Genomic DNA, 25,022 nt, shown 5'->3' on the forward strand with positions numbered 1-25,022 from the left:
CGCGCCCCTACAACCATCCGGGCGCGCCGGGGATCATAGGGGCATGTCCTCTTCCCATGTCCTGATCGGGCGCGGCGGCGGCCGCGGTACGTCGGCCACGCTCAAAGCCGGCCACCTGCGGATCCATCAGGGCCCGCAGTACACGCTCATCCCCCTCGCGGCCGTGCAAACGGCCCGCGCGGGGGATGAGTTGCTCGTCGAGATCGTACTGACCGACGGCGCCACCCACCGGGTGAGCGGCGGCAATCCGACCGCCACCGCGGCCTTCGCCGCCGCCCTCAACCGCGCCCTTCCCGAGGACCGGGACCCGGCCGGCAGCGCACTGGTCACCACCGGGTCGACATCCGAGGGGGAGGAACCGCTCTGGCGCGGGGACGACGCGAGGGCCTCGCTCGGCACCGACCGGCTGCTCATCGTCCGGGGCGCACGGAACACCGACATCCCGCTCGCCGCCGTCCGAGAGGCACGCGTCGAGGGCGAGGGGCTCCTCCAGGTCGAACTGACCGACGGCGCCGTCCACCAGCTCCCGGGCGGGAAGCCGGCCGCCACCGCGGCCTTCGCCACCGCCGTCAACGACGCCCTGCCCGCGGAGCGGGACCCGGCCGGCAGCGCATCGGTCACCACCGAGTCCATCCCCGGCGGGGAGCCGATCCGGCTCACCTGGAGGGCACACGGCCGGACCGCCGCCATCGTGCTCGCCTACCTCGGCTACACGATCTGGGCCGGCGTCACCCGCGGAGCGTTCGTCGCCGTGAATGTGGCCGTCATCGGGATACCGGTCTTCCTCGGCCTGGCCGCCCTCACCGCCGGGGTCTTCACCACGTCCGTGCGGGTGGCCCTGGCCCGGCGCGGCATCACGGTCGAGGCCGTCCGCGCCATCGACCCGCAGGGAACCCCGTACCCCTGGTACGAGTTCACCGCCACGGACGGCGTCACGTACACGCACCACACCCGCAAGCACACGACGCCGACCCTCCACGTCGTCTACGACGCCCTGCGCCCCTACCGCTCGAAGGTCCCGGGTTCCCTCTTCCCCGTGGTGGTGAGGTACACCGCCGCCTACGCCTGCACGTTCGCGATGCTGGCCCTCGCCGCGTTCACGACGTACGACACCTTCCGGTGATCCCGCCGGGCGGCCCGCACGTCACCCCGCCGGCGTGAGCAGGGCGTCCGCGATGGCCGTCCGGGCGTACAGGACCGAGCGGCCGGCGCGGTGGCCGGTGACCAGGCCCGCGTCGCGCAGGGCCGTGAGGTGCTGGGAGACCGCGGCGGCGGACAGGCCGCTGTGCCGGGCCAGTTGGGTGGTGGAGGCCGGGGTGTCCAGTTCGGCGAGCAGCAGGGTGCGCGAGCGGCCCAGTACGGCGGCCACCGCGTCGGTGGCCTTGGTCGCGCGGGGCTCCCACAGGGCGCCGATCCCCCGGGCCGGGTAGGCCAGTTGGAGCGGTTCGGGGGCCACCGAGCGGGTCAGGAGCCGGGGCCAGGCGAAGGCGGAGGGCACCAGCAGCAGTCCGGCGCCGGTCTGGTCGCGGGTCAGCGCGCAGGCCCGGCGGACCATGCGCAGGGTTCCGGCGTCCCAACTGACGGTGTCGTGGAGCTCGTTGAGGACATGGGCGGAGCCGTGCTCGGCGACCTGCCGGGCCCGGTGGAACACGTCGGCTTCGAGGAGCTGGCGGATCCGGGGCCAGTAGGGCGCGAGCGCGAGTTCCCAGTAGGTCTGGATCTCGTCGGTGACCTTCTCCAGTACGGCTTCGGGGTCCTCGTGGAGCAGCCTCAGGCGCGCCGCCGGGCGGGCACCTGCGCCTCGGGACTTGCCCGCGATCGTGTCCAGGTCGAAGCGCACGTTCTCCGGGCTGCTACCGCGGATGGCCGCCAGCTCTGCGGCCAGCTCCGGGAAGGGGCCGGCCGGGGTGGGGTTGAGGAAGTCCGCGAGGTAGCCGGCGCCCGGGATCAGCGCGGCGAGCCAGCCCCGGTCCAGGCCCGCGGTCCGCAGCCGGGGCCGCACCTGCGCGGCCCAGCGGCGGTGCAGCGGCGGATCGGTCTCGGTGTTCAGCAGCCGGAAGCTGGTGACGACCTCCCACATCGGAGACACCGCGAAGCGGGTCTGCGCCAGGTCGGCCGCGGAGAAGCTCAGTTCGTATTCCATGGCCCTGCGCACCCCCGTCGCCGTGCGTTGGATTCGGCCCCACCTTAATCAATGGGACCGGCGGCCGTCCGGGCGCAGGCTCCTGTCATGCCCTCCTCCTTCCGCGGTCTCCCGCCCCTCGTCTGGAACCTGTTCGCCGGTTCGATCATCAACCGGCTCGGCTACCTCGTCACCCCGTTCCTGGTCTTCCTCCTCGCCGACCGCGGCATCACCGGCTCCGACATCTCCCTCGTGCTCGGCGCGCTGGGCGCCGGCCACCTGCTCGGCCCGGCCGTCGGCGGGCTGCTCGCCGACCGGATCGGCCGCCGTCCGACCATGCTGATCGGGCTCATCGGCTCCGCCGTCGCCCAGGGCGCCCTGTTCCTGGCCCCGGGTCTCTGGACGATGGCCGCCTCCGCGCTGCTGCTCAGCACCGCCGGAGCCACCGTCCCGCCCGCCGCGTTCGCCCTGCTGGCCGACTCGGTGGACACCGGCTGGCGGCAAAAGGCGTACGCCCTGTTCAACTGGGGCGTCAACATCGGCACGGCCGTCGCCGGCGTCCTCGGCGGCTTCCTCGCCGCGCACGGGTACTGGCTGCTCTTCGCCGTCGACGCCGGTTCGGCGCTCGTCTACGCCCTCGTGGTCGCGACCCGGCTGCGCGAACCGGCCCGCACCGCTCCGGCCACGTCCACGGGCCTGGGCTACGGGGTCGTCCTGCGCGACCGGCTGCTGCTCCTGCTGCTCCCGCTGCTCGGGATCCAGCTGTTCGTGTACTCGCTGACCGAGGTGGCGCTGCCGCTGGCCGTCCGCGACAGCGGGCTCTCGCCGGCCGTGTACGGGGCCCTGGCCGCGGTCAACGCCGTCCTGGTGGTGGCCCTGCAGCCGTTCGTGACGTCCAAGCTGTCGGGACTGCCGCAGCTGCCGGTGCAGGCGGCGGGCAGTGCCCTGATCGCCGCCGGGGTGGCGCTGACCGGGCTCGCGGACTCCGTCACCGGGTACGTGGTCTCGGTGGCCGTCTGGTCGCTCGGCGAGCTGGCCGTGGCCGGCATCGCGGCCTCCCTGGTGGCCGACCTGGCCCCGGCCGACGCCCGCGGCCGCTACCAGGGCGCCTTCAGCTGGACCTGGGGCATGGCCCGCTTCTCCGCCCTCACCCTGGGCGTCGCCCTCTACACCGGGGTCGGGCCGGCGGCCTTGTGGTGGGGGGCCCTCGTCGCCGGACTGCTCGCCGCGGTGGCGATCCTGGGCCTGCGCACCCGCATCGCACACCGTGCGAAGCAGGCCCACGACCTGGCGGCGTAGAGGAACCCAGGGAGTTAAACCGCCTCGACCACGACAGGGTGCCCCGACAGGAGCCGCCCCAGGTCGTCCACGTCAGAGGTGAACACCGTCACCTGCGCGCCTCGCCTCGACTTCGCGACGGCGACGGCAGCGAGGACGGCGTCGACGGCGTACTTGTGGCCGTGCAGTCCCGCCTCCGTGAGGAGTGAACGAGCGATACCGACGACCGGGTCATCCGCGTGAACGACTTCGATGCGGGACAGGGACCAGTCCCAGAGCCGGGGGGCCCTGCCCGGCCGTGGATCCCATGCCTCCAGCGTCGTGAGCCCGGAGGTGACGACCGGCGCCTTGCGCTCCCAGGCCTTGTTGACCAGACCGACGATGGCCCGGTCCCCGCGCACCGCCTTGGACAGTGCCTCGGAGTCGAAGACGAACAGCCTCGGGCGATGAACGGCCGCGGGCTTCGGGCGGGGCGTCATGCCGCAGCCTGTCCTGAGTCGTGGATCACCTCGGCTCCCGCTCTCAGTGCGTCGTGTTTGGCGTCGATCTCGGCGAGCCAGTCATCCGCGGCACGGAGTTCCTCGTCGGTCAGGGCGCCATGCTCCTCCTGAAGGCCGGCCGACAGCTCACCCAGCTTGTCCACGGCGTCTCTACCGGCCGCCGCTTCCGTGATGTACGCCGACACCCCGCGCGAGTCCACCCGGGAGCGGATGGACTCCAGGAGCTCCTCAGGCACGGTGATCGTGATCTTCTTCGTAGCCATATAGCAAGTATGACCACCCCGCGAAGCGCCCGTCCAGTCCCCTCATGGGTGAACCCCGAGCCACGGGCTACGCCGGGAACCTCCGGTCCACCCACCGGAAGGTGAACTCGATGAGGACGGCCGCGACGGCGGCGATGCCCACCGCGGTCCACGGCATCACCGCACCCTCCAGCTTGAGCTGGAAGAAGTCCTGGAGCCAGGGCACGACGAGCACGATCAGGAACGCCCCGCCCATCGCCCCGACCAGGCCGACCCGCCACCACGTGTAGGGGCGGGCGATGATCGCCAGGACCCACATCGAGGTCAGGAACAGCGCGAGCGTCGCGGCGCTGGTCTCGGCCTTGAGGGCGTCGGGGCCGGTGTAGTGGTGGCGGGCGATCACGTACGTCACGAAGCAGGCGACGGCGGCGATGACCCCGCCCGGGATCGCGTACCGCATCACGCGTTTCACGAAGTGCGGCTTGGCCCGCTCCTTGTTGGGCGCCAGCGCCAGGAAGAAGGCCGGGATGCCGATGGTCAGCGTGGACAGCAGTGTCAGGTGGCGCGGCAGGAACGGGTACTCGACCTGGGAACAGACCACCAGGACGGCCAGCAGCACCGAGTAGACCGTCTTCGTGAGGAAGAGGGTGGCGACGCGGGTGATGTTGCCGATGACCCGGCGGCCCTCGGCCACCACCGAGGGCAGGGTGGAGAAGCTGTTGTTGAGCAGGACGATCTGCGCGACAGCCCGGGTGGCCTCCGATCCGGAGCCCATCGAGACGCCGATGTCGGCGTCCTTGAGCGCGAGCACGTCGTTGACCCCGTCGCCGGTCATCGCGACGGTGTGGCCCCGGGACTGGAGGGCGGCGACCATGTCGCGCTTCTGCTGCGGGGTGACCCGACCGAAGACGGCGTTCTGGTCGAGCACGTCGGCCATGGCGCCCTGCTCGGCGGGGAGCCCCCGTGCGTCGACGGTGCTCTCGGCGCCGGGCAGGCCCAGCTTCCCGGCGACCGCACCGACCGAGACGGCGTTGTCCCCGGAGATGACCTTGGCCTTGACGTCCTGGTCCGCGAAGTAGCGCAGGGTGTCGGCGGCGTCGGGACGCAGCCGCTGCTCCAGGACGACCAGGGCGGTCGGCTTGACCCCGGTGGCCACGGCCGGGTCGTCGAGTTCGCGGGCGGCCCGGCCCAGCAGGAGGACCCGCAGGCCCTGCTCGTTGAGCTCGTTGATCTCCTCCAGGGCCGGGTCGCCGGCCGGGAGCAGCACGTCGGGGGCGCCGAGCAGCCAGGTGTTGTTCTCGCCGTCGCCCTCGCTGAAGCTGGCGCCGCTGTACTTGCGGGCGGAGGAGAAGGGCAGCGATTCCGTGCAGCGCCACTCGGCGCTGTCGGGGTAGGCGTCGATGATCGCCTGGAGGCTGGCGTTGGGGCGGGGGTCGCTCTCGCCGAGCGCGCCGAGCACCTTCTTGACGTACGCGGCGTCCGCGCCGCCGAGCGGGCGGCACTCGGTGACGTCCATGCCGCCCTCGGTGAGGGTGCCGGTCTTGTCGAGGCAGACCACGTCCACGCGGGCGAGCCCCTCGATGGCGGGCAGCTCCTGCACCAGGCACTGCTTGCGGCCGAGCCGGATGACGCCGATGGCGAAGGCGACGGAGGTGAGGAGGACGAGGCCTTCGGGGATCATCGGGACGATGCCGCCGACGGTGCGGGCGATGGCGTCCTTGAGGTTGTTGTCCTTGACGATCAGCTGGCTGATGATCAGGCCGATGGAGGTCGGGATCATCATCCAGGTGACGTACTTGAGGATGGTGGAGATGCCGGAGCGCAGCTCGGAGTGGACGAGCGTGAACCGGGAGGCCTCTTCGGCGAGCTGGGCGGCGTAGGCCTCGCGGCCGACCTTGGTGGCGGTGAAGGCGCCGCCGCCGGCGACGACGAACGAGCCGGACATGACGGGGTCGCCGGGCTTCTTCAGGACGGGGTCGGCTTCGCCGGTGAGGAGGGATTCGTCGATCTCCAGGCCGTCGGCCTCGCCGACGAGCCCGTCGACGACGACCTTGTCGCCGGGGCCTAGCTCGATGACGTCGCCGAGGACGATCTCGGAGGTGGAGATCTCGGCGGTACGGCCGTCGCGCCGGACGCTGGGTTTGGCCTCGCCGATGACGGCGAGGCTGTCCAGGGTCTTCTTGGCGCGCATTTCCTGGATGATGCCGATGCCGGTGTTCGCGATGATCACGAAGCCGAAGAGGCTGTCCTGGATCGGGGCGACGAAGAACATGACCACCCACAGGACGCCGATGATGGCGTTGAAGCGGGTGAAGACGTTGGCGCGGACGATGTCGGCCGTGGAGCGGCTGCTGCGGACGGGGACGTCGTTGACGGCTCCGCGGGCGACGCGCTCGGCGACTTCGGCGGTGGTCAGCCCGCCCTGCTTGAACCGGGGTCCGGGCGGCTGGACCGGGTGGACGGGATCGAGCTCGGCCCCCGCGTCGATGGCTGTCCCGGCGGCCGCAGAGCCACCGCCGGCCGGCTCCGGTCCGTCTGATTCGATCTGCGCCCGCTCCGTCATGCTTTCGACGGTAAAGGGGGTTCCAACGGTTCACCCGCCGAGAAGTACGAAGATCCGACTTCGGGATGAGCCGAATCCTCCCCTGGTAGGGGGCAGACGGCCTAGCCCGCCTGGGGTGAGGGGCCCGACTGGTCGGATCCGTTCAGCGCAGCGGCGGCCAGCTCAGCCTCATGCCGCTTCAGCGCCGCGTCACGGCCGCGGACGTACCAGAGGCCGATCAGGCCGAGGACCCCGCCGACGGCGCAGGTCCAGACCCACCACAGCATGCCCCGGTCCGCGAACCACCCGTAGAAGGGGAGCTGGAAGAGGAAGAGGGCGAACCAGATGATCGTGCCGCCTGCGACGGTGCCGACGATCGGACCCTCGAGGGGCTCGGGGGCCTCGTGCTGCGCAGTCCATTTCGCCATGGGGCCAAGTCTAGGCTGGTCGGCGGCGGGTCTACGCGCGGAGATAGACGCCCCTTCGTTCATGTGTTCATACTGAAACGGTTTGGGCTTGGCCCGTTTTCATCGTATGAAACCACCACTGAGGACCAGGACCCCCATGAGCACGACGGCCCCCGTGGACCGCTATTTCAAGATCTCCGAACGCGGCTCGACCATTGGCCGCGAGGTCCGCGGAGGGTTCGCCACCTTCTTCGCGATGGCCTACATCATCGTGCTGAACCCGATCATCCTCGGCAGCGCGAAGGACATGTACGGGAACCAGCTCGACGGCGGCCAGCTGGTCACCGCCACCGTGCTGACCGCCGCCTTCACCACCCTCCTGATGGGCGTGGTCGGCAACGTCCCGATCGCGCTGGCGGCCGGACTCGGCGTCAACACCGTCGTCGCCCTCCAGCTCGCCCCGCGCATGAGCTGGCCCGACGCCATGGGCATGGTGGTCCTGGCGGGCTTCGTGGTGATGCTGCTGGTCGCCACCGGCCTGCGCGAGCGGGTCATGAACGCCGTCCCGCTCGGCCTGCGCAAGGGCATCGCGATCGGCATCGGCCTGTTCATCCTGCTGATCGGCCTGGTCGACTCGGGCTTCGTCACCCGCATCCCGGACCTCGCGCACACCACGGTCCCGATCCAGCTCGGCGGCAACGGCCACCTGGACGGCTGGCCCGTCCTGATCTTCGTGGTCGGCGTCCTGCTGACGCTCACCCTGATCATCCGCAAGACCCCCGGCGCGATCCTGATCTCCATCGTGACCACGACCGTCGCCGCCCTGGTGATCCAGCTGATCACCAAGCTCCCGGACACCGCCTGGGGCCTGACGGTCCCCCAGTGGCCGGGCAACCCCGTGGCCGCGCCCGACTTCGGCCTCATCGGTCAGGTCAGCCTGTTCGGCGGCTTCGGCAAGGTCGGCATGCTGACGGGCATCCTGTTCGTCTTCACCGTGCTGCTGTCCTGCTTCTTCGACGCGATGGGCACCATCCTGGGCGTCGGCGACGAGGCGAAGCTGACGAAGCCGGACGGCTCCTTCCCCGGCATCAACCGGGTCCTGTTCGTGGACGGCATGGCCGTCGCCGCGGGCGGCGCCTCCTCCTCCTCGGCCACCACCTGCTTCGTGGAGTCCACGGCGGGCGTCGGCGAAGGGGCCAGGACGGGCCTGGCGAACATCGTGACGGGCGGCCTCTTCACCGTGTCGCTGTTCCTCACGCCGCTCGCCACGATGGTCCCCTCACAGGCGGCCACGCCCGCTCTCGTCGCGGTCGGCTTCCTGATCATGGCCGGTTCGGTCAGGGACATCGACTGGAACGACTTCACGATCGCCGCCCCGGCCTTCCTGGCCATGGTGATGATGCCGTTCACGTACTCGATCACCAACGGCATCGGCATCGGCTTCGTGGCCTTCTCCGTACTGCGACTGGCGACCGGCCGGGGCCGCGAGGTCCCGGTGGCCATGTACGTCGTGTCGGCGGTCTTCGTCTTCTACTACGCGATGCCGGCGCTGGGCCTCACGTAAGCCCGTAGAACTTCTCCGTCTCGTCGACGGCCGCCTTGAAGCGTTCGTCGAAATCGTCGCGAATGAGCGTCCGGACCACATAGTCCTGGACGCTCATTCCGCGTTTGGCGGCATGAGTCCGGAGCCTGTCGAGGAGCTCCCCGTCTATGCGCATGCTCAGCACATGTGTCCCCATGTCGAAAGAGTCGGGGCACAGGGCATGGACGCGTGTCACTTTCCGGAGCCGACTCACCCGTACGAGTGACACCAGATAAGTGGTGTTCCTTAGGTAGAGTAATGAGTTACTCTAAAGAACATGCATGACCTTTCCCATGGTGACGACGCAGCCGCTGTCAACGACCTCCGCTCCGCCGTCATGCGGCTGGGCCGGCGCCTCAAGCACCAGCGCGTCGACGAATCGCTGAGCCCGACCGAGATGTCGGTCCTCGGCACCCTCGCCCGCTGCGGCCAGGCCACCCCCGGTGAGCTGGCCCGGCGCGAGCACGTGCAGCCGCCGTCCATGACGCGCATCGTCGCGTTGCTGGAAGCCAAGGAACTGGTCACGCTGGAACCGCACCCCGACGACCGCCGCCAGAAGGTGGTCCGCCAGACGGAGCAGGCCGAAGCGATGCTCGAAGAGAGCCGTCGCAAGCGCAACGCCTTCCTCGCCGGGCTCGCGGCCGAGCTGACCGAGGACGAATGGGCGAAGCTGCGCGAAGCCGCGCCCGTCCTGGACAAGCTCGCGCACCTATAGGAACGACGCCAGGAGGCGAACCTTTTTGAGTACGGGACCCGGAGCAGACTCCGCCCCCGGCCACACATCCACCACTACGCACACGCACAGCACTTCGACGAACACGCAGAACACGCAGGACAAGAAGAACAAGAACTCGATGTTCAGCTCGCTGAAGATCCGGAACTACCGGCTCTTCGCCACGGGCCAGGTCGTCTCGAACACCGGCACCTGGATGCAGCGCATCGCCCAGGACTGGCTGGTCCTGTCGCTCACCGGATCCGCCTCCGCCGTCGGCATCACCATCGCGCTGCAGTTCCTGCCGATGATGCTGTTCGGGCTCTACGGCGGCGTACTCGCCGACCGGCTCCCCAAGCGGCCGCTGCTGCTCTGCACCCAGGTGGCCATGGGCCTCACCGGCCTCGCACTCGGTGTCCTCACCCTCGCCGGGCACGTCAACGTCTGGCACGTCTACCTCGCCGCCTTCCTCCTCGGCCTGGTCACCGTCGTGGACAACCCGGCCCGGCAGACCTTCGTCTCCGAGATGGTCGGCAAGGACCAGGTGGCCAACGCGGTCAGCCTGAACTCGGCGAACTTCCAGTCCGCGCGACTGGTCGGCCCCGCCATCGCCGGTGTCCTCATCACCGCCGTCGGCTCCGGCTGGGCCTTCCTGCTCAACGGCCTGTCCTTCGCGGCGCCGATCGCGGCCCTGATGCTGATGCGGACGCGCGAACTGCACCAGATCGAGGTCCAGCCGCGCGCGAAGGGCCAGCTCCGCGAAGGCCTGCGGTACGTCGCCGGGCGGCCCGAGCTGATCTGGCCGATCGTGCTCGTCGGCTTCATCGGCACCTTCGGCTTCAATTTCCCGATCTGGCTGTCCGCCTTCGTCAGCAAGGTCTTCCACGGGGACGCGGGCACGTACGGGCTCTTCAACACCCTGATCGCGGCGGGCTCCCTGGCGGGCGCGCTGCTGGCGGCCCGGCGCGGTCTCTCGCGCCTGCGGCTGCTGGTCGCGGCGGCGGTGCTCTTCTCCGTCCTCCTGCTGGTGACGGCGTTCGCGCCGAGCTTCTGGCTGTTCGCGGCGCTGCTGGTGCCGCTCGGGGTCTTCGGGCTGACGGTCAACGTCACCGCCAACTCCAGCGTCCAGATGGCCACCGACCCCGAGATGCGGGGCCGGGTGATGGCCCTGTTCATGATGGTCTTCACCGGCGGCACCCCGATCGGGGCCCCGCTGGTCGGATGGGTCACGGACACGTACGGCGCGCGGATCGGCATGGCCGCGGGCGGCGCGGTCTCCCTGGCCGCAGCGGTCACGATCGGCCTCGTCCTGTCCCGCATCGGCAACCTCCGCCTCAGCGTGAACCGCCACGGCCTGACCTTCGTCCCCTCGGACCGCCCCCGCCAGCTGGTCACAGCGGCGTAGCGCCTCGTCGGCGGGGCTGACCTTGCCCTCCGGGCAAGGTCAGCCCCGCCGGGGGCAAATCCAGCCCCTCCGGCGTTTGAGGAGCAGGGGTCCGGGGGCTGGTCCCCGGCAACGGCGCCGCACCGGGCACCCGCCGCTAGGCTCGGGCCATGAGACTGTTCGCAGCCGTCATCCCGCCCGAGACGGCCATCTCGGAACTGGCCGAAGCCGTCCGAGGCCTACGAGACGACCGCCTGCGCTGGACCGCGGAAGCGGGCTGGCACTTCACGCTCGCCTTCATGGGCGAGGTGCGGGAGGAACTGCTCCCCGAGCTCCACGCACGCCTCGCCCGCGCCGCGGCGCGGAGCACGCCCTTCCCGCTCCGGATCCACGGCTCCGGCCACTTCGGCCACCGCTCCCTGTGGGCCGGCGCCGCCGGGGACCTCGACGCCCTGCGCATGCTCGCCGAGCGCGCCGACGCCGCCGCACGGCGCTCCGGGGTGCCGATGGACCAGCACCACCGCTACACCCCCCACCTCACCCTCGGCCGGCTCCGCGACGAGCGGGACGACGTCCGCCCCTACTGCACGGCCCTGGCCTCCTTCGAGGGCACCGCCTGGCAGGTCGGCGAGCTCAGCCTGGTCCGCAGCAACCTGCCCGACTCCGGCGTCCCCGGCGAGCAGCCCCGCTACGAGGTCGTCGGCTCCTGGGAACTGGGAGAGCCCGCCCCTCCGTCCGAAGGGCGGGCCCGGTCGCGTTAGGCTCGACGGGTGGATCCCAAGACCAGAAACCGCGTCATGGCCGGTGTGCTCGTACTGATGTTCCTCGTGGTGGCGGTGGCCGCCGCGGTGGGCCAGTAGCCCCTCGGCCCCGTAGCCCGGCGCCTACCAGGCGAACGCCTCCGGAGCCGGCCCCGGCCCCGGGAAGACCTCGTCCAGCCCGGCCAGCACCTCCGGCGACAGCTCCAGCTCCACCGCCCGCAGCGCGGACGCGAGCTGCTCCGGCGTACGCGGCCCGACGATCGGGCCCGTGACCCCGGGACGCGTCAGCAGCCAGGCCAGGGCGACCTCGCCGGGCTCCAGTCCGTGCTTGTCCAGCAGGTCCTCGTACGCCTGCACCTGCGCCCGTACGGAACTGTTCGCGAGCGCGTCCGCCGAGCCACGTGGTGGAACTGTTGAAGTGCTCTCCCGGCTCCCGGGCGTGATGAAGCCACACGCCGAGCAGCGCAGACTGGTGCCAGCGGCGGGGACCTTGTGCAGGGTGCCGCCGTGCCGGGCCGTCTTGTAGGCCAGCACGACGACCGTCCGGCCCCACGCCTCCGCGCTGATCGAGCGGTTCAGCCCGGACTTCTGGGCAACGTTCTTCCCCGGCTCTTCGATGGTTCCCCGGCCAGACCTGACCATGTTCGCGATGGTGAGTGCTTCGACCACGACCGTGCCGTAGGTGCGGGCGATGGCGGTGGTCGTCTGATGCTGCCAGTCGAGGACCCGGCGCTTGGCTTTCGCGCGGAGTCCTGCGATTTGGTCGTAGGTGCGGTGCAGCCGACGGCTGGCCTGCTCGCCGGGCTTTTGGTGCCGCTTACACTGCGCGGCGCGCCGCTCCAGGCACAGGAGCTTGGCCTTCTCGCGATCGGTCAGCCACTCGCCGTGCCCGTACGTTTCGCCATCCGAGAGGGCGATCGGCACAGTGACGCCCACGTCGATACCGACCTCCGGGCCCTGGTGCGGCTCGGGCTTGAAGTTCGGGGCGTCCGCGCGGCCGTCCCAGCAGTTCTTCCACGCCTGGAAGTAGGCTGTCGGTCTTCAACTCTTCGGCAGGCGACGGCACAAGCCGGGCGCGGTGGCCGAACTGCCGCTTGACCAACACGCCTTGACTCACGACCGAGAACCTAGCAGCGCGCGATGCCACCACGCTGGAATCCTCGTCCCGATGCACGCACGGACGTCATAGTGTCCACAACCTGCACGTTCACTTGGTTTACGCCACCGAATACCGACGGAAAGCGTTCACCGGCACCATCCATACCGACCCGCACCGGATCATGCGCATTCGCGCGGCGCTCTTGCCTGGAGTGGACTCGAAGCAGTTGGCTTGGGGCTCATGAAGTACACGCAGCTCGGACGCACCGGACTCAAGGTCAGCCGACTCGTTCTCGGCACCATGAACTTCGGTCCACAGACAGACGAACCCACCAGCCACGGCATCCTGGATGCCGCGCTCGACTCGGGTCTGAACTTCGTAGACACCGCCAATGTGTACGGGTGGGGTGAGAACAAGGGCCGTACCGAGGAGATCATCGGCACTTGGTTCAGCCAGGGCGGCGGCCGTCGCGAGAAGACGGTCCTCGCCACCAAGGTCTACGGGAGTATGGCCGCCGAGGGCGACCCGTGGCCCAACTACGACCGCCTGTCAGCGCTGAACATCCGGCGGGCCGTCGATGCCAGCCTCAAGCGCCTGAACACCGACTACATCGACGTGTACCAGTTTCACCACGTGGATCGAAACACGCCCTTCGATGAGATCTGGCAGGCCGTCGAGGTCCTCATCCAGCAAGGCAAGGTCCTCTACTCCGGATCCTCGAACTTCCCCGGCTGGAAGATCGCCCAGGCCAACGAGACCGCTGCGCGGCGAGGAACGGTCGGCCTGGTCAGCGAGCAGTGCCTGTACAACCTCGCCGAGCGGCGAGCCGAGATGGAGGTCATCCCGGCCGCCCAGGAGTACGGGCTCGGGGTCATCCCCTGGTCCCCGCTGCACGGCGGGCTCCTCGGCGGGGTCATCAAGAAGGAGGTCGAGGGCAGCCGCCGCGCCTCGGGCCGATCCGCCGACGCACTGACCAACACCTCGGTGCGGGCCCAGGTTCAGGCGTACGAGGACCTGCTGGACAAGCACGGCCTGGAGCCCGGCGAGACCGCGCTGGCCTGGCTGTTGACGCGTCCAGGGGTCACGGGCCCGATCGTCGGTCCGCGCACATCCGAGCAGTTGGAGAGCGCGCTGCGCGCACTGGAGCTGGAGCTGGAGGACGAGCTGCTGACAGCCCTGGACGAGATCTTCCCCGGTCCGGGACCCTCCCCGGAAGCCTTCGCCTGGTAGCAGACAGCTGTACGTGGCGGTGGGCATCGTCCCTTCCTTGTGGAAGGTGACCATCGCGCGTTCGTGCTACTCGTCCCGGCGCGGCCGGTACGGGCCGCCCAGGCCCCAGGCCTGGTGGAGGACCGCCGCGAATTCCCCGGCCAGGCGGTGCTCGCCGGAGGCGTTGGGGTGCGTGCCGTCGTAGGTGTCGCCGTCGATCTCGTACGCCTCCGGGCGCGCGGCCAGCAGGATCGGCGAGGCGGGGGTCGACAGGTCGGCGACGGCCTTGGCGAGGAGCTCGTTGAAGAGCTCGACCTGCTGCGCGAAGGGCGCGTCGTCCCGGGCCCGGACGTTGGGTATGACGGGCAGCAGGACCATCCGTATCCCGGGCCGGGCGGCGCGGGCCTCGGCGATGAACCGGCGGACGTTGGCCGCGGTGCCCTCGGCGGCGGTGTAGAAGCCCAGGTCGATCAGCCCGAGCGAGACCAGCAGCACGTCGGCCCCGGCGGCGCCGGCGGCGGGCCCGATGAGCGGGGCCATGTGCTGCCAGCCCTCGCCCCAGCCGGCGAGGTGGCGGCGGGCTTCGGCGGGGAAGCCGGGGTCGGCGTAGGCCTCGCTGGCCGGCGCGTCCGCGAGGGCGTCGTAGAGCCCGCTGCGGGGGCCGACGATCTCGTACGGGCCGCCGAAGGTGGTCTCGAGGTGCTGCCACATCCGGTAGCGCCAGGTGTAGTCGCCGGCGCGTCCGACGGTCATGGAATCGCCGACAAACATGAAACGCATCCGGACATCTTCGCGGATCACCGGGCCGCGGCCCCTGTGATGCCGGACACGCGGGGCGGGCTGGCAGGGTAGGGGGATGCGCCCGCACCTGCTGCCCCTGACCGCCGCTGCTGCTGTTGCCCTCGCGTTGGTCCCCCCGGTGGCCGCCGCCGCCTCCGGGCCGGCCGCGTCCGGGTTCACGATCAGCGACCCCCGGATCAAAGAGTCGAGCGGGCTCGCGGCCAGCCGGATCCACCCGGGCGTCTACTGGACGCACAACGACAGCGACGACGGCCCGTACGTGTACGCCGTGGACTCCGCGACGGGGAAGACGGTCGCGCGGATCACCCTGACCGGCATCGGCACGCCGCGGGACATCGAGGGGATCTCGCTGGGCCCGGACGGGCGGCTGTACGTCGGCGACATCGGGGACAACCTGGGCGGCTCCTGGAACCACGTGTGGATCTACCGGTTCGCCGAGCCGAAGACGCTCCGGGACGCCACGCTCAAGGCCGAGCAGTTCACGGTGAAGTACGCCGACGGGCCGCGGAACGCGGAGGCGCTGATGGTGCACCCGGTGACGGGGCGGGTGTACATCGCGAGCAAGGACGAACGGGCCGGCGGGCTGTACGAGGGGCCGCAGGCGCTGTCCGCCTCCGGCACGAACACCTTCCGGCGGATCGGGGACGTCCCGTGGGTCACGGACGGGGCGTTCTCCCCGGACGGGGGGCGGCTCGCGCTGCGCGGGTACTTGTGGGCGAAGACGTACCCGTGGAAGGACGGCCGGCCGGCCGGGGACGGGGAGGCGGTGGCCGCGCCGTGGCAGGGGCAGGCGGAGTCCGTGACGTACACGGCGGACGGGGCGACGCTGATGTTCGGGGCGGAGGGGGCGAACAGTCGGGTCGTCGCCGTCCCGGTGGCGGGCGCCGCGAAGCCCTCGCCTTCGGCCTCCGGCTCCGGCTCCGGCTCCGCCGCGCCCGCTCCTGCCCCGGGTGCGCCCGGCGGCCCCGAGGGCGGGAGCTTCACGAAGGGCGCGCTCGTCCTCGTGGCGGCCCTGACCCTGACCCTGGCCGCGAAGCGGCTCCTGCGCCGCCGCCCCAAGCCCTGACCCTCCGGGTCCGGGTCCGGGTGCGGGTGGGTGGGCCCTGCGGGGCGAAGTCCCCTACCCGCCCTTCCACCGTTCCCCGGGCGCTGCCCGGACCCCCCTGGGGCTCCGCCCCAGACCCCGGTCCTCAAACGCCGGACGGCTGAAATTGCCCTGCGGGCAATCCAGCCCACCTGCACATCCAGGCTGACGCCGGCCAAAATCAGCCCCTCCGGCGTTTGAGGAGCAGGGGTCCGGGGACTGGTCGGTCCCCGGCGGCGGTGCCGCGCCTCTCCGGCTCAGGCCCCCTGGATCGGGATCTGGTGGGAGTCCGACGGGGAGGAGCCGTTCACCGGGGTGGTGGGAGGGGTCGGCTGGGACATCGTCGACAGGAGCTGGCGGGCCAGGCCGAGGCCCGTGCCGCCCATCGTCAGGGCCTTCGCGAACATCTCCGACATGCCCTCCGCCCCGTTCAGGAGGATCATGTGCTCGACGTTGCCGAAGGCACCCGCCCCCGCCTCCACGATCGCCGGCCAGTTCTCGGCGAGCTGCTGCGCGACCACCGCCTCCTGGTTCTCCGCCAGCGCGGCGGCCCGCGCCTTGATGGCCGTCGCCTCCGCGAGGCCCTTCGCCTGGGCGGCCTCCGCCTGCGCCAGCCCGTTCGCCTGGGCCGACGCCGCCTCCGCGAGGCCCTTGGCCTGGGTCGCCGCCGCCTCCGCCTCACCGGTCGCGCGGGTGGCCGTCGCCGCCGCCAGGCCCCGCGCCTCCGTGGCCTTCGCGTCGGCCGCGGCGGCCGTCGTCACCCGGGTCGCCTCGGCCGCGGCCGCCAGCTCCGTCTCCTTCGCCTTGGCCTGCGCCGCCGAGATGCGCGCGTCGCGGTCCGCCTCGGCCCGGGTCCGGGTCTCGTACGCCGCCGCGTCCGCCGGCTTGCGCACGTCGGCCTGGAGCTGCTGCTCGCGCCGGTGCGCCTCCAGCTCCGCCACCCGGGTCTCCTGGACGACGACCTCCTGGCGCGCCGCCGCCTCCGACAGCGGGCCCGCCTGGCGGGCCGTCGCGGCCGCCTTGTCCCGCTCGGCCTGGTAGCCGGCCTGGAGGATCTCGCTGTCCCGGGTGGCCTCCGACATCCGCGCGAAGGCGGCCTGTTCGGCCTCGGTGGCCCGCAGGTTGGCGTCCGCCTGGGCGATCCGCGCGTCCCGCTGGACGGCCGCCGCGTGCGGCATCGCCAGGTTCTTGATGTAGCCCGTCGGGTCCTCGATCTCGTGGATCTGGAGGGAGTCGACGATCAGGCCGAGCTTTTCCATCTCCGTACCGCACGCCGCCCGGGTCTGCCCGGTCAGCTTCTCCCGGTCGCGGATCATGTCCTCGACCGTCAGCCCGCCCACGATGGACCGCAGATGGCCGGCGAAGACGATGTGCACCCGCTCGGGCATCATCTTCTGCTGGTCCAGGAAGCGGCGGGCCGCGTTGGCGATGGACACGAAGTCGTCGCCGATCTTGAAGATGACCACGCCCTTGACCCGTAGCGGAATGCCCTGGTGGGTCACGCAGTCCACGTTCAGCTGGGTCTCGTTGAGGTCCAGCGACAGCTTCCGCACGGCCTGTACGCCGGGCATCACCATCGTTCCCCGCCCGGTGACGATGCGGAAGCCCATGCCCTCCGCGATGCCCTCGGTCTTGTGCGCGGAGCCGGAGATGACCAGCGCCTCGTTGGGCTCGGCCACCCGCCACATGAGCTTGAACAGGCCGATCACGGCCACGATCGCACCCACGACAATCCCTGCCAGTACGCCGACAGACATCGGCAACTCCCCCTCTTACGCGGCGGCGTTCGCCACCGAGAAGGCGAGTGTGCGCCCGCGTAGGAACGGCGTGAAGACGGTGACCGAATCTTGTCGCCATCTTGATACGAGAGGGCGGGGCCCCTGGTCAGTCCCCGTACACGGCCATCACGTAGACCGTCCGCGGCGGCAGGTACTCGACCACCGTGACCACCGTCCCGACCGCCAGCCGGCCCGTCCCCTGCGCCGGGTGCGCGAGGAAATGCTCGGCTCCGCCCCGGATCCGCACGATGACCTCGCCGACCAGCCCCGGCCCGACCGTTCCGGTGACCCGGCCGTCCAGTCCCACCATGTCCGATTCCCCCATGCACCGAGCGTACGGGTCTATCCCCGGGCGCGGCCCTCGTCGAGGCGGCATTCTGCCGGGCGGGCGCCCACACCCCAGGTCACCCAACCGGGCGAGGTCCTCCCGGTGGGGCTCCCGGTGGGGCTCCGGCAGCGGCTCCGGGTGGGGCTCCCGGTGTGGCCGGGGGCCGGCGCGGGAAGGTCAGCCACAGGGCCACGGCCATGCCGATGACCGCGGCGAGCGAGGCCAGGGTGTAGGCGAGGCACACGCGGACGGAGACCTCGCCGGGGAGCAGGGTCGCGCCGGCCAGGACCAGGGTGGCCACGGCCCAGCCGAGCAGTTGCAGGCGGTGCTCGTGCAGGACCAGGAGGGCCTGGCCCAGCACCATGGCCAGCATGTAGAACAGCGTGCCGGCGGAGATCCAGAAGAACACGGCGTGGCCGAGGCCCGCCTCGGCCTTGAAGAGCACCTCGATGAGCCACGGGCCGAGCAGGGTGGCCGGGACGCCCCCGGCCAGGCCGAGCGCGGTGACGACCAGGGAGGTCCGCCCCAGCAGCCGGGAGAAGCCGGCGCGGTCGCCGGCGGCCGCCGCGGTGGCCAGTCCGGAGAGCAGCGAGGCCTGGAGCGAGCCGAAGACGAAGAGCGGTACCCGGGCCAGCACGATCGCGTTCAGCAGACCCGCGACGAGCGCGCCGTCCTCGGGCGCGAGGAGCTTGGTGCTGACCACGGCGGCGTTGACGACGACCTGGGACAGCAGGGTGGAGACGACGAGCGGGCCGAGGCCGCCGAGCAGCCCCGGCCACCGGTCGAACGGCCCCCGGCCGAGCCCGCGGAAGACGGGTACCGAGGTGACCAGGGCGGCGACGAGCGGGGCGGCCGTGAGGATCAGGGCGAAGGCCAGCGGGGAGCGGACCCCGGCGAGGGCGAAGCCCACGGCGAGGCCGATGCGCAGGACGCCGTCGATGCCCAGCTGCCGGCCGAACGGGCCGAACCGGCCGAGGCCTGCGAGCACCCCGCGGCAGATGTTGCCGATGGCCATCGCGGCGAAGGCCAGGCCGAGCGCGCCGACCATCTCGGTGTGCCCGTAGAAGAACGTGTCGGCGAGGAGCGGGGCCGTCCAGGCCAGAGCGGCCGCCAGCAGGACGAGCATGCCGAGGGTGAGCCCGGCGATCCGGCGCAGGACGCCCCCGACGCCCGTGCCGGCGACGCGGTGCGCGGCGACGATCCGGGTGAGCTCCTGCTCCACGGGGAAGAAGAGGCCGATGCCCACCGACATGAGGATCGTCCAGAGCACCGAGAGGGCGGCCATGGCGTCGGTGTCGAGGCTGTGGCCGGCCGCCATCAGGTGGATGTACGAGGCCGCGCCCAGGACGACCGTGCCGCTGATCACCAGCAGGGTGCCGGGTGGCAGGGTGCTCGCGATCCTCGCCAGCGGCGACCGCTTCCGGCTCACCGGAGCGTCCGGAGCGCTCAGCGCCGCATCCGGTGCGCTGCCGGCCGCATCCGGAGCGCTCACCGCCGCGTCCGGTGCGCTCACGGCTGCCGGGCGGCCTTGACCTTGAGCGGCTCCCACCAGGCGCGGTTCTCGCGGTACCAGTCGATCGTCGAGGCCAGGCCCTCTTCGAAGCCGACCTGCGGCGCGTAGCCGAGCTCCTCGCTGATCTTGGTGATGTCGAGGGAGTAGCGCAGGTCGTGGCCCTTGCGGTCCTCGACCGTCTCGACCATGTCCCAGTCGGCACCGGCGGCGTCCAGCAGCAGGCCGGTGAGCTCCTTGTTGGTGAGCTCGACGCCGCCGCCGATGTTGTAGACGTGGCCGGCGCGGCCCTTGTGCAGGGCCAGCTCGATGCCGCGGCAGTGGTCCGAGACGTGCAGCCAGTCACGGATGTTGCCGCCCGTGCCGTAGAGCGGGACCTTCTTGCCGTCGATCAGGTTGGTGGTGAAGAGCGGGATGACCTTCTCGGGGAACTGGTACGGCCCGTAGTTGTTGGAGCAGCGCGTCACCACGACGTCCATGCCGTGGGTGCGGTGGTAGGCCAGCGCCAGCAGGTCGGAGCCCGCCTTGGACGAGGAGTACGGGGAGTTCGGCGCGAGCGGCCACTCCTCGGTCCAGGAGCCCTCGCTGATCGAGCCGTAGACCTCGTCGGTGGAGACGTGGACGAAGCGGCCGACGCCGTGCTTCCGGGCGGCGTCCAGCAGTACCTGCGTGCCCACGACGTTGGTCATCACGAAGGGGCCCGCGCCGGCGATGGAACGGTCCACGTGGGACTCGGCTGCGAAGTGCACCACCGCGTCGTGGCCGGCCATGACTTGGTCGACGGCGTCGACGTCGCAGATGTCACCGCGGACGAAGGCGTAACCGGGGTGGCCCGCAACGGGCGCGAGGTTCTCCTCGACGCCCGAATAGGTCAGCTTGTCGAAGACCGTGATCGTGGCGGCAGGGTCTGCCGAGAGGAGGGAGCGTACGAACTGCGAGCCTATGAAACCGGCGCCACCGGTCACGAGAATACGCATAGTGCGGTCACTGTACTGGGCCGTCCGGGTGCGGTAATCCCCCGCGTTGACGGGGGCCGGACGCCGCTCCAGCACGGCACGGACTGTTCATTGAGCCGTCCCGCTACGGCCCTCTGACAGAGGCGTGGGTCGGGCATCCTGCCCGATTACGAGGAATGCCCGGCCGCCGTCGGTCACTGAGCGACTGGCCACCGGACACCTCCCGTCCCGTCCCCTGCGAAGGACCCGGTGCACCCCCGATGACCACTCTCGACATCATGCTGCCCTACTACGGCGATGTGGCCCTGATGCAGGCCGCGGTGCGGAGCGTGCTGGCGCAGACCGACCCCGACTGGCGGCTCACCGTGGTCGACGACGGCAAGGAGCCGTCCGTTCCCGGCTGGTTCGCGGAGCTCGACGACCCGCGCGTCTCCTACCGGCGCAACGAGCGGAACCTCGGCGTCACCGGCAACTACCGCACGTGCCTGGGGCTGGTCCGCGAAGAGCACTTCGTGCTGATGGGCACCGATGACATCATGCTGCCCGCGTACGTGGCCACCATCCGGTCCGCGATCGCCAAGCACCCCGGCATCGGCATGATCCAGCCGGGCGTCGAGGTCATCGACGGCGCGGGCAAGCCCACCGAGGGCCTCGTCGACCAGTCCAAGCGCCGCCTGTACAAGCCCGCGTTCAAGGGTGAGGTGCTGATGGGCGGCGAGGCGCTCGCCACGAGCGTGCTGCGCGGGAACTGGCTGTTCTTCCCCTCCATCTGCTGGCGCACCGAGGCCGTCCGCACGGCCGGCTTCCGGGACAACCTGGAGGTCACGCAGGACCTCGCCCTGGTCATCGACGTGCTCCAGGCCGGCGAGCAGATGCTCCTGTCGGACACCCTGTGCTTCCAATACCGCCGGCACGCCGTCAGCATCTCCTCCCGGCAGGCCTTCACCGGCGTCCGTTTCGAAGAGGCGAACCGCTTCTTCATGGACGTCGCCGACCGCCTGGACGCCGCGGGCTGGACGAAGGCCGCCAAGGCCTCCCGGCTTCACCTGTCCTCCCGGATCCACGCGCTGACGATGGTCCCCGGCGCGCTGAAGAACAAGCAGAGCAAGGGCGCCCGCACCCTGCTGCGGCACGTCGCCGGCGCTGATCACCGCTGACGGCACGCCCCCCACAGCCACCACTCCCCCTCCCGACCCGTCCGGAGCCCACGCCCATGCCGCTCACCAGCCAGCCCCTGCCCCGTGTGGCCGTCCTCGGAGCCACCGGCTTCATCGGCCGGGCCCTGTGCGCCACGCTCGACGAGCGCGGCCACGGCCTGCTCGCCGTCGCCCGCAAGGAGCCGACCGTCACGCTGCCGGGCGAGTTCGTCGCCTTCGACCTCACCCTCGACCCGCCGGCCGAGCTCGCCGGGATCCTCACGGCCCACCGGGTCGACGTCATCGTCAACGCGGCCGGCGGCGACTGGGGCCTGACCGACGAACAGATGGTCCCGGCCAACCTCGGCATGGTCGAGCGCCTGCTGGAGACGCTGGGGGGCATGGCGAAGCCGCCGCGGCTGGTGCACATCGGATCCGTGCACGAGTACGGCCTCTTCCCGGTCGGCACGAGCTACACCGAGGACTCCCCCGCACGCCCCTCGACGGTCTACGGACGGCTCAAGCTCCGTGCCACCGAGCTGATCACCGAGGCCGTACGCGACCAAGGCCTGGACGCCCTCGTACTGCGCCTGGGCAACGTCGTCGGAGCGGGCCAGCCCGTACACAGCCTCCTCGGCGTCATGGCGGGCAAGCTGGCCGCGGGCCGGGCCGCCGGCGGCGCCGAGCTGTCGCTGATGCCCCTCACCGCCCAGCGCGAGTTCCTCCACCTCGGGGACGCGGCGGAGGCCATCGCCGCCGCCCTCGTCCCGCCGCGCAGCTGCCCGCCGGTCCTCAACCTCGGGCTCGGCCGGGCGACGTCCGCCCGTGAGGTGGTCGAGCTCCTGATCGAGGAGAGCCGCGTACCGACGCGGATCGTGGAGGTTCCCGCCCCGGACGGAAGCGGCCCGGAGACCGAGTGGCACCAGCTCGACATGTCCGCCACCGAACGGGCGCTGGACTGGAAGCCGACCCGGAGCCTGCGCGACGCCGTCGCCGAGCTGTGGGCCGCCGTCTGCCCGGTCGGTGTCTGAGCATGTCTCGCAGCGCACCCGTCCTGCCCGGCCGGCGCGGAACCCTCGGTGAGCTGTACTCGCCGCGGGCCAACAGCTTCGGCGTACTGCGCCTGGTCCTCGCCTCGTCGGTGGTGCTCTCACACGTGTGGCCGATCGGGTGGGGCCCCCTCGACCCGATGTGGAGGTACAGCGGGGCGCAGACCGACGTCGGCAAGATGGCCGTCATCGGCTTCTTCGTCCTGTCGGGATTCATGATCACGGGCAGTGGCGCCCGCAGCACCCCCGGCCGCTACGCCTGGCACCGCGCCCTGCGCATCCTGCCCGGCCTGTGGGGCTCGCTGCTCGTCTCCGCGCTGGTCGTCCTCCCCCTGCTGTACTCCCACCTCCACGGCTCGCTGGACGGGTACTGGAACCACCCCCAGGGCCCGGTCAGTTACCTCCAGGGCATGTGGAACACCTCGGTCAGCACCCACTGGGACATCTCCGGTGTGCTGAGCGAGGGCAAGGCCCGCGGAACCAACTTCGACCCCGGCGTCAACGGCGCCCTGTGGTCGCTCAAGTACGAGATCTTCTGCTACCTGATGGTCGGCGTGCTGGCCGCCTCGGGTGCGCTCAGGCGGGCCCGCAGGCTCGTCCCGCTGTCGGCGGCCGTGCTCGGCCTCCTCATCCTGCGGGACTGGGTCACCGCCCCGTCCCTGCGCGGCATCCCCGGTGACATGAAGGCCGCGGTGCAGGTGCCGCTCCTGGGCTCCATGTCGGTGCACTTCCTGATCCACCTGTGCTTCGTGTTCCTGATCGGCGCCACGTTCCAGCTGTACCGCGACCGGGTGCCGGTCCACGACGCCCTGGCGCTGGTCTGCGCCGCGGTGCTTCTCGGCACGCTGCTCTACGGCGGGGTCTTCGTCTTCGGCTACCCCGCGTTCGCCTACCTGCTGCTGTGGCTCGCGATCCGGCTGCCGCGGCCGTTCCAGACGATCGGGCGCAGGCGGGACTACTCGTACGGGATCTACATCTACGGCTTCACGGTGGAGCAGGCGCTCGCCCTGCTGGGCTACGCCACGTACGGCAAGCCGGTCTTCCTGCTGCTGGCCATGGCCGGCACGGTGCTGCTGGCGGCGCTGTCCTGGCACCTGATCGAGTCGCCGGCCATGAAGCTGAAGGACTGGACGCCGTGGTTCGTCCGCAGGATCCGGCAGCGCGGGACGGCTACGGCGCAGCGGCAGCCTCGGCCCGCGCCGCCCACCGTCGGCGAACCGGAGCCTGAGCCGGCCCCGGCGGCCACCACCACCGGCTGACGCAGACGCAGACGCAGACGGAGACGGAGACGGAGACGGAGAACCACAACGGCGGCGGCCGGGCCCGACCGGGCCCGGCCGCCGCCGTTCGTGGTCAGGAGTGGCCGAGGTCCGCGGCCAGGGCGTCCGTGATGGGGACCGAGCCGGATTCGGGGGACGGGCGGAGGTGGAACTCGTCCGAGGCCATCGAGTCCAGGACGGGCGGCGCCGGTCGCGGCGGCGCCGGCATGACCGCGGCCTCCGAGTGGCCGCCGCAGCCGTAGGACAGGGAGACCAGACGGCCGTCGGCCGGGCTGAACTCGTTCGCGCAGATCCCGAAGGCCTGGCCCAGCGAGCCGCCGATGGCGACGAGGAAGCCACAGGAGACGCACGAGGCCGGGGCCGCCTGCGCCATCGGGGTCTTCGCGCCGAAGGACTCGTCCCAGCGGTCGGCCGCGCTGTGCAGCCCGTAGCGGGAGAGCACGCGCGCCCTGCGCATGCCCAGTTCTTCCGCCACCGAGGTGATGGAGCCGCGTACGGGCACCACCGCGCGGTCGGTGACGTCGGCGTCCTCCGCCTCGACCAGCTCGGCCATCTCGGCGGACACCACCGAGTTCGGCGGCGGGGCGTCCTCGCCCGACCAGCCCGGCTCCAGGCGCAGGTCCTCGGCGTCGGTCGGGAGCAGGTCCCCGGGGCCCATGTCGCCGGGGCGCAGCCGCTCGCTCCACGGCACCCACTCGGGGGCCAGCAGGGCGTCGTCGCCCGGCAGCAGCACCGTTTCGTCGAGGGTGACGTTCTTCGCACGGGACGCACGCGTCACCGTCACGGCCCAGCGCCAGCCGCGGTAGCCGGGGTCCTTGCACTCGAAGAAGTGCGTGACGACCCTGTCACCTTCCGCAACGGCGGCGGTGTGCTCGCCCACCACTCCGGGGTAGGCGGCCTCTTCGGCCGCCGCCCGGGCGAGGGCTACCGCCTCGACGCACAGGCGGTCGGGGGTACGGCTTCGCGTCGTCGCAGCACTCACAGGTCTCGTTCTCTCCTACGCCGTCTCACGAGTGCGCCGTCCGTACTTGTCGTCCACAACGACCCGTCGGCTGTCCCTACGTAGCGCGGGCGGAGCGGACCAGGGGGCCGCGTCGACGTCCGCGCCCGATCGGGTTCCAGGGCGCACCTACCTGCGATCCATTCTGCGGGATCGCGAAGAGGCGCGCAGCCAGGAGCAACCGCCGGTGGCGCGCTACGCACGCTACCTCCTCCGGCGCCTTCGTCCCACATGCAAGGTCCGATTCGCGGACACCCACGGC

The 25,022-nt window shown here is 71.3% G+C and carries 24 protein-coding genes; 11 read left to right on the forward strand and 13 right to left on the reverse strand.

Features of this window, described 5'->3' with window-relative positions:
- Positions 1 to 43: 43 nt before the first annotated feature.
- Complete coding sequence (locus tag AC3IYI_RS18470) at positions 44 to 1,123, forward strand: hypothetical protein (RefSeq protein ID WP_489411223.1); 1,080 nt, start codon at positions 44 to 46, stop codon at positions 1,121 to 1,123.
- Positions 1,124 to 1,144: 21 nt separating this feature from the next.
- Here AC3IYI_RS18470 and AC3IYI_RS18475 read toward each other — a convergent pair whose 3' ends face one another.
- Positions 1,145 to 2,143 carry an ArsR/SmtB family transcription factor gene (locus tag AC3IYI_RS18475; protein ID WP_489411224.1) on the reverse strand — a complete coding sequence of 333 codons (999 nt, stop codon included), beginning with the start codon at positions 2,141 to 2,143 and terminating at the stop codon, positions 1,145 to 1,147.
- Between the two features lie 87 nt (positions 2,144 to 2,230).
- On the opposite strand from AC3IYI_RS18475, the gene AC3IYI_RS18480 reads away from it, so the two are divergent.
- Positions 2,231 to 3,421 (forward strand): MFS transporter, encoded by a 1,191-nt coding sequence (locus AC3IYI_RS18480; RefSeq protein ID WP_489411225.1) that lies wholly within the window; start codon positions 2,231 to 2,233, stop codon positions 3,419 to 3,421.
- Positions 3,422 to 3,435: 14 nt separating this feature from the next.
- Here the strand turns inward: AC3IYI_RS18480 and AC3IYI_RS18485 are convergent, their stop codons facing one another.
- The 4 genes from AC3IYI_RS18485 to AC3IYI_RS18500 all read right to left on the reverse strand — a co-directional run bounded on the left by AC3IYI_RS18485 (position 3,436) and on the right by AC3IYI_RS18500 (position 7,112).
- A complete protein-coding gene (locus tag AC3IYI_RS18485; protein ID WP_489411226.1) occupies positions 3,436 to 3,879 on the reverse strand; it encodes a hypothetical protein in 444 nt (147 codons plus the stop codon).
- On the reverse strand, positions 3,876 to 4,163 hold the full coding sequence (locus AC3IYI_RS18490) for a hypothetical protein (RefSeq protein ID WP_489411227.1): 288 nt from the start codon (positions 4,161 to 4,163) through the stop codon (positions 3,876 to 3,878). The genes AC3IYI_RS18485 and AC3IYI_RS18490 overlap by 4 nt, the downstream gene beginning before the upstream one ends.
- 67 nt (positions 4,164 to 4,230) lie before the next feature.
- Positions 4,231 to 6,705: a cation-translocating P-type ATPase gene (locus AC3IYI_RS18495; RefSeq protein ID WP_489411228.1), complete on the reverse strand. Its 2,475-nt coding sequence runs from the start codon at positions 6,703 to 6,705 to the stop codon at positions 4,231 to 4,233.
- A gap of 101 nt (positions 6,706 to 6,806) precedes the next feature.
- On the reverse strand, positions 6,807 to 7,112 hold the full coding sequence (locus AC3IYI_RS18500; RefSeq protein WP_489411229.1) for a DUF2530 domain-containing protein: 306 nt from the start codon (positions 7,110 to 7,112) through the stop codon (positions 6,807 to 6,809).
- 136 nt (positions 7,113 to 7,248) lie between these two features.
- Between AC3IYI_RS18500 and AC3IYI_RS18505 the strand changes: the two genes are divergently transcribed.
- Positions 7,249 to 8,655 carry an NCS2 family permease gene (locus AC3IYI_RS18505; protein WP_489411230.1) on the forward strand — a complete coding sequence of 469 codons (1,407 nt, stop codon included), beginning with the start codon at positions 7,249 to 7,251 and terminating at the stop codon, positions 8,653 to 8,655.
- On the opposite strand, the gene AC3IYI_RS18510 is transcribed toward AC3IYI_RS18505, so the two are convergent.
- Complete coding sequence (locus tag AC3IYI_RS18510; RefSeq protein ID WP_030156886.1) at positions 8,648 to 8,830, reverse strand: hypothetical protein; 183 nt, start codon at positions 8,828 to 8,830, stop codon at positions 8,648 to 8,650. The two genes, AC3IYI_RS18505 and AC3IYI_RS18510, sit on opposite strands and share 8 nt — an antisense overlap.
- A 120-nt stretch (positions 8,831 to 8,950) precedes the next feature.
- Between AC3IYI_RS18510 and AC3IYI_RS18515 the strand changes: the two genes are divergently transcribed.
- The 3 genes from AC3IYI_RS18515 to thpR all read left to right on the forward strand — a co-directional run bounded on the left by AC3IYI_RS18515 (position 8,951) and on the right by thpR (position 11,530).
- Positions 8,951 to 9,388 carry a MarR family winged helix-turn-helix transcriptional regulator gene (locus AC3IYI_RS18515; protein WP_489411231.1) on the forward strand — a complete coding sequence of 146 codons (438 nt, stop codon included), beginning with the start codon at positions 8,951 to 8,953 and terminating at the stop codon, positions 9,386 to 9,388.
- A gap of 25 nt (positions 9,389 to 9,413) precedes the next feature.
- On the forward strand, positions 9,414 to 10,790 hold the full coding sequence (locus AC3IYI_RS18520) for an MFS transporter (protein WP_489411232.1): 1,377 nt from the start codon (positions 9,414 to 9,416) through the stop codon (positions 10,788 to 10,790).
- Positions 10,791 to 10,939: 149 nt separating this feature from the next.
- On the forward strand, positions 10,940 to 11,530 hold the full coding sequence (gene thpR / locus AC3IYI_RS18525; RefSeq protein WP_489411233.1) for an RNA 2',3'-cyclic phosphodiesterase: 591 nt from the start codon (positions 10,940 to 10,942) through the stop codon (positions 11,528 to 11,530).
- A 123-nt stretch (positions 11,531 to 11,653) separates the two neighbouring features.
- Here thpR and AC3IYI_RS18530 read toward each other — a convergent pair whose 3' ends face one another.
- Positions 11,654 to 12,466 carry an RNA-guided endonuclease InsQ/TnpB family protein gene (locus AC3IYI_RS18530; protein WP_489411234.1) on the reverse strand — a complete coding sequence of 271 codons (813 nt, stop codon included), beginning with the start codon at positions 12,464 to 12,466 and terminating at the stop codon, positions 11,654 to 11,656.
- Between the two features lie 403 nt (positions 12,467 to 12,869).
- On the opposite strand from AC3IYI_RS18530, the gene AC3IYI_RS18535 reads away from it, so the two are divergent.
- Positions 12,870 to 13,859, forward strand: coding sequence for an aldo/keto reductase (locus tag AC3IYI_RS18535; protein ID WP_489411235.1), 990 nt, complete (start codon positions 12,870 to 12,872; stop codon positions 13,857 to 13,859).
- A gap of 66 nt (positions 13,860 to 13,925) precedes the next feature.
- Here AC3IYI_RS18535 and AC3IYI_RS18540 read toward each other — a convergent pair whose 3' ends face one another.
- Positions 13,926 to 14,618: a GDSL-type esterase/lipase family protein gene (locus tag AC3IYI_RS18540; RefSeq protein WP_489411236.1), complete on the reverse strand. Its 693-nt coding sequence runs from the start codon at positions 14,616 to 14,618 to the stop codon at positions 13,926 to 13,928.
- A 76-nt stretch (positions 14,619 to 14,694) separates the two neighbouring features.
- Between AC3IYI_RS18540 and AC3IYI_RS18545 the strand changes: the two genes are divergently transcribed.
- Positions 14,695 to 15,705: a WD40 repeat domain-containing protein gene (locus tag AC3IYI_RS18545; protein ID WP_489411237.1), complete on the forward strand. Its 1,011-nt coding sequence runs from the start codon at positions 14,695 to 14,697 to the stop codon at positions 15,703 to 15,705.
- Between the two features lie 275 nt (positions 15,706 to 15,980).
- Here the strand turns inward: AC3IYI_RS18545 and AC3IYI_RS18550 are convergent, their stop codons facing one another.
- From AC3IYI_RS18550 to rfbB, 4 genes are all read right to left on the reverse strand, one after another.
- Entirely contained in the window at positions 15,981 to 17,480 is a 1,500-nt protein-coding gene (locus AC3IYI_RS18550) for an SPFH domain-containing protein (protein WP_489411238.1), read from the reverse strand.
- Between the two features lie 127 nt (positions 17,481 to 17,607).
- Positions 17,608 to 17,826: a hypothetical protein gene (locus AC3IYI_RS18555; protein WP_489411239.1), complete on the reverse strand. Its 219-nt coding sequence runs from the start codon at positions 17,824 to 17,826 to the stop codon at positions 17,608 to 17,610.
- A gap of 79 nt (positions 17,827 to 17,905) precedes the next feature.
- Complete coding sequence (locus AC3IYI_RS18560; protein WP_489411240.1) at positions 17,906 to 19,342, reverse strand: lipopolysaccharide biosynthesis protein; 1,437 nt, start codon at positions 19,340 to 19,342, stop codon at positions 17,906 to 17,908.
- On the reverse strand, positions 19,339 to 20,316 hold the full coding sequence (gene rfbB, locus AC3IYI_RS18565) for a dTDP-glucose 4,6-dehydratase (protein ID WP_489411241.1): 978 nt from the start codon (positions 20,314 to 20,316) through the stop codon (positions 19,339 to 19,341). Before rfbB ends, AC3IYI_RS18560 begins: the two co-directional genes overlap by 4 nt.
- A 239-nt stretch (positions 20,317 to 20,555) precedes the next feature.
- Between rfbB and AC3IYI_RS18570 the strand changes: the two genes are divergently transcribed.
- The 3 genes from AC3IYI_RS18570 to AC3IYI_RS18580 are packed head-to-tail and all read left to right on the forward strand — an operon-like array spanning position 20,556 to position 23,739.
- Positions 20,556 to 21,452, forward strand: a complete 897-nt coding sequence (locus tag AC3IYI_RS18570) for a glycosyltransferase family 2 protein (protein ID WP_489411242.1) — start codon at positions 20,556 to 20,558, stop codon at positions 21,450 to 21,452.
- A 56-nt stretch (positions 21,453 to 21,508) separates the two neighbouring features.
- Positions 21,509 to 22,462, forward strand: coding sequence for an NAD-dependent epimerase/dehydratase family protein (locus AC3IYI_RS18575; RefSeq protein ID WP_489411243.1), 954 nt, complete (start codon positions 21,509 to 21,511; stop codon positions 22,460 to 22,462).
- A 2-nt stretch (positions 22,463 to 22,464) separates the two neighbouring features.
- Positions 22,465 to 23,739: an acyltransferase family protein gene (locus AC3IYI_RS18580; protein ID WP_489411244.1), complete on the forward strand. Its 1,275-nt coding sequence runs from the start codon at positions 22,465 to 22,467 to the stop codon at positions 23,737 to 23,739.
- A 94-nt stretch (positions 23,740 to 23,833) separates the two neighbouring features.
- Here the strand turns inward: AC3IYI_RS18580 and AC3IYI_RS18585 are convergent, their stop codons facing one another.
- The gene (locus AC3IYI_RS18585) at positions 23,834 to 24,742 is read right to left on the reverse strand and encodes a DUF3027 domain-containing protein (protein WP_489411245.1); all 909 of its coding nucleotides are present in this window, start codon (positions 24,740 to 24,742) and stop codon (positions 23,834 to 23,836) included.
- Positions 24,743 to 25,022: the final 280 nt, after the last annotated feature.

The organism is Streptomyces sp. GL_148, from assembly GCF_057834205.1.

What these genes read in the sequence shown, in the direction of transcription:
- AC3IYI_RS18470 (WP_489411223.1), top strand. Translation starts at nt 44, where the DNA reads ATGTCCTCTTCCCATGTCCTGATCGGGCGCGGCGGCGGCCGCGGTACG.
- AC3IYI_RS18475 (WP_489411224.1), bottom strand. Translation starts at nt 2,143, where the DNA reads ATGGAATACGAACTGAGCTTCTCCGCGGCCGACCTGGCGCAGACCCGC.
- AC3IYI_RS18480 (WP_489411225.1), top strand. Translation starts at nt 2,231, where the DNA reads ATGCCCTCCTCCTTCCGCGGTCTCCCGCCCCTCGTCTGGAACCTGTTC.
- AC3IYI_RS18485 (WP_489411226.1), bottom strand. Translation starts at nt 3,879, where the DNA reads ATGACGCCCCGCCCGAAGCCCGCGGCCGTTCATCGCCCGAGGCTGTTC.
- AC3IYI_RS18490 (WP_489411227.1), bottom strand. Translation starts at nt 4,163, where the DNA reads ATGGCTACGAAGAAGATCACGATCACCGTGCCTGAGGAGCTCCTGGAG.
- AC3IYI_RS18495 (WP_489411228.1), bottom strand. Translation starts at nt 6,705, where the DNA reads ATGACGGAGCGGGCGCAGATCGAATCAGACGGACCGGAGCCGGCCGGC.
- AC3IYI_RS18500 (WP_489411229.1), bottom strand. Translation starts at nt 7,112, where the DNA reads ATGGCGAAATGGACTGCGCAGCACGAGGCCCCCGAGCCCCTCGAGGGT.
- AC3IYI_RS18505 (WP_489411230.1), top strand. Translation starts at nt 7,249, where the DNA reads ATGAGCACGACGGCCCCCGTGGACCGCTATTTCAAGATCTCCGAACGC.
- AC3IYI_RS18510 (WP_030156886.1), bottom strand. Translation starts at nt 8,830, where the DNA reads ATGGGGACACATGTGCTGAGCATGCGCATAGACGGGGAGCTCCTCGAC.
- AC3IYI_RS18515 (WP_489411231.1), top strand. Translation starts at nt 8,951, where the DNA reads ATGCATGACCTTTCCCATGGTGACGACGCAGCCGCTGTCAACGACCTC.
- thpR (WP_489411233.1), top strand. Translation starts at nt 10,940, where the DNA reads ATGAGACTGTTCGCAGCCGTCATCCCGCCCGAGACGGCCATCTCGGAA.
- AC3IYI_RS18535 (WP_489411235.1), top strand. Translation starts at nt 12,870, where the DNA reads ATGAAGTACACGCAGCTCGGACGCACCGGACTCAAGGTCAGCCGACTC.
- AC3IYI_RS18540 (WP_489411236.1), bottom strand. Translation starts at nt 14,618, where the DNA reads ATGCGTTTCATGTTTGTCGGCGATTCCATGACCGTCGGACGCGCCGGC.
- AC3IYI_RS18545 (WP_489411237.1), top strand. Translation starts at nt 14,695, where the DNA reads ATGCGCCCGCACCTGCTGCCCCTGACCGCCGCTGCTGCTGTTGCCCTC.
- AC3IYI_RS18550 (WP_489411238.1), bottom strand. Translation starts at nt 17,480, where the DNA reads ATGTCTGTCGGCGTACTGGCAGGGATTGTCGTGGGTGCGATCGTGGCC.
- AC3IYI_RS18555 (WP_489411239.1), bottom strand. Translation starts at nt 17,826, where the DNA reads ATGGGGGAATCGGACATGGTGGGACTGGACGGCCGGGTCACCGGAACG.
- rfbB (WP_489411241.1), bottom strand. Translation starts at nt 20,316, where the DNA reads ATGCGTATTCTCGTGACCGGTGGCGCCGGTTTCATAGGCTCGCAGTTC.
- AC3IYI_RS18570 (WP_489411242.1), top strand. Translation starts at nt 20,556, where the DNA reads ATGACCACTCTCGACATCATGCTGCCCTACTACGGCGATGTGGCCCTG.
- AC3IYI_RS18575 (WP_489411243.1), top strand. Translation starts at nt 21,509, where the DNA reads ATGCCGCTCACCAGCCAGCCCCTGCCCCGTGTGGCCGTCCTCGGAGCC.
- AC3IYI_RS18580 (WP_489411244.1), top strand. Translation starts at nt 22,465, where the DNA reads ATGTCTCGCAGCGCACCCGTCCTGCCCGGCCGGCGCGGAACCCTCGGT.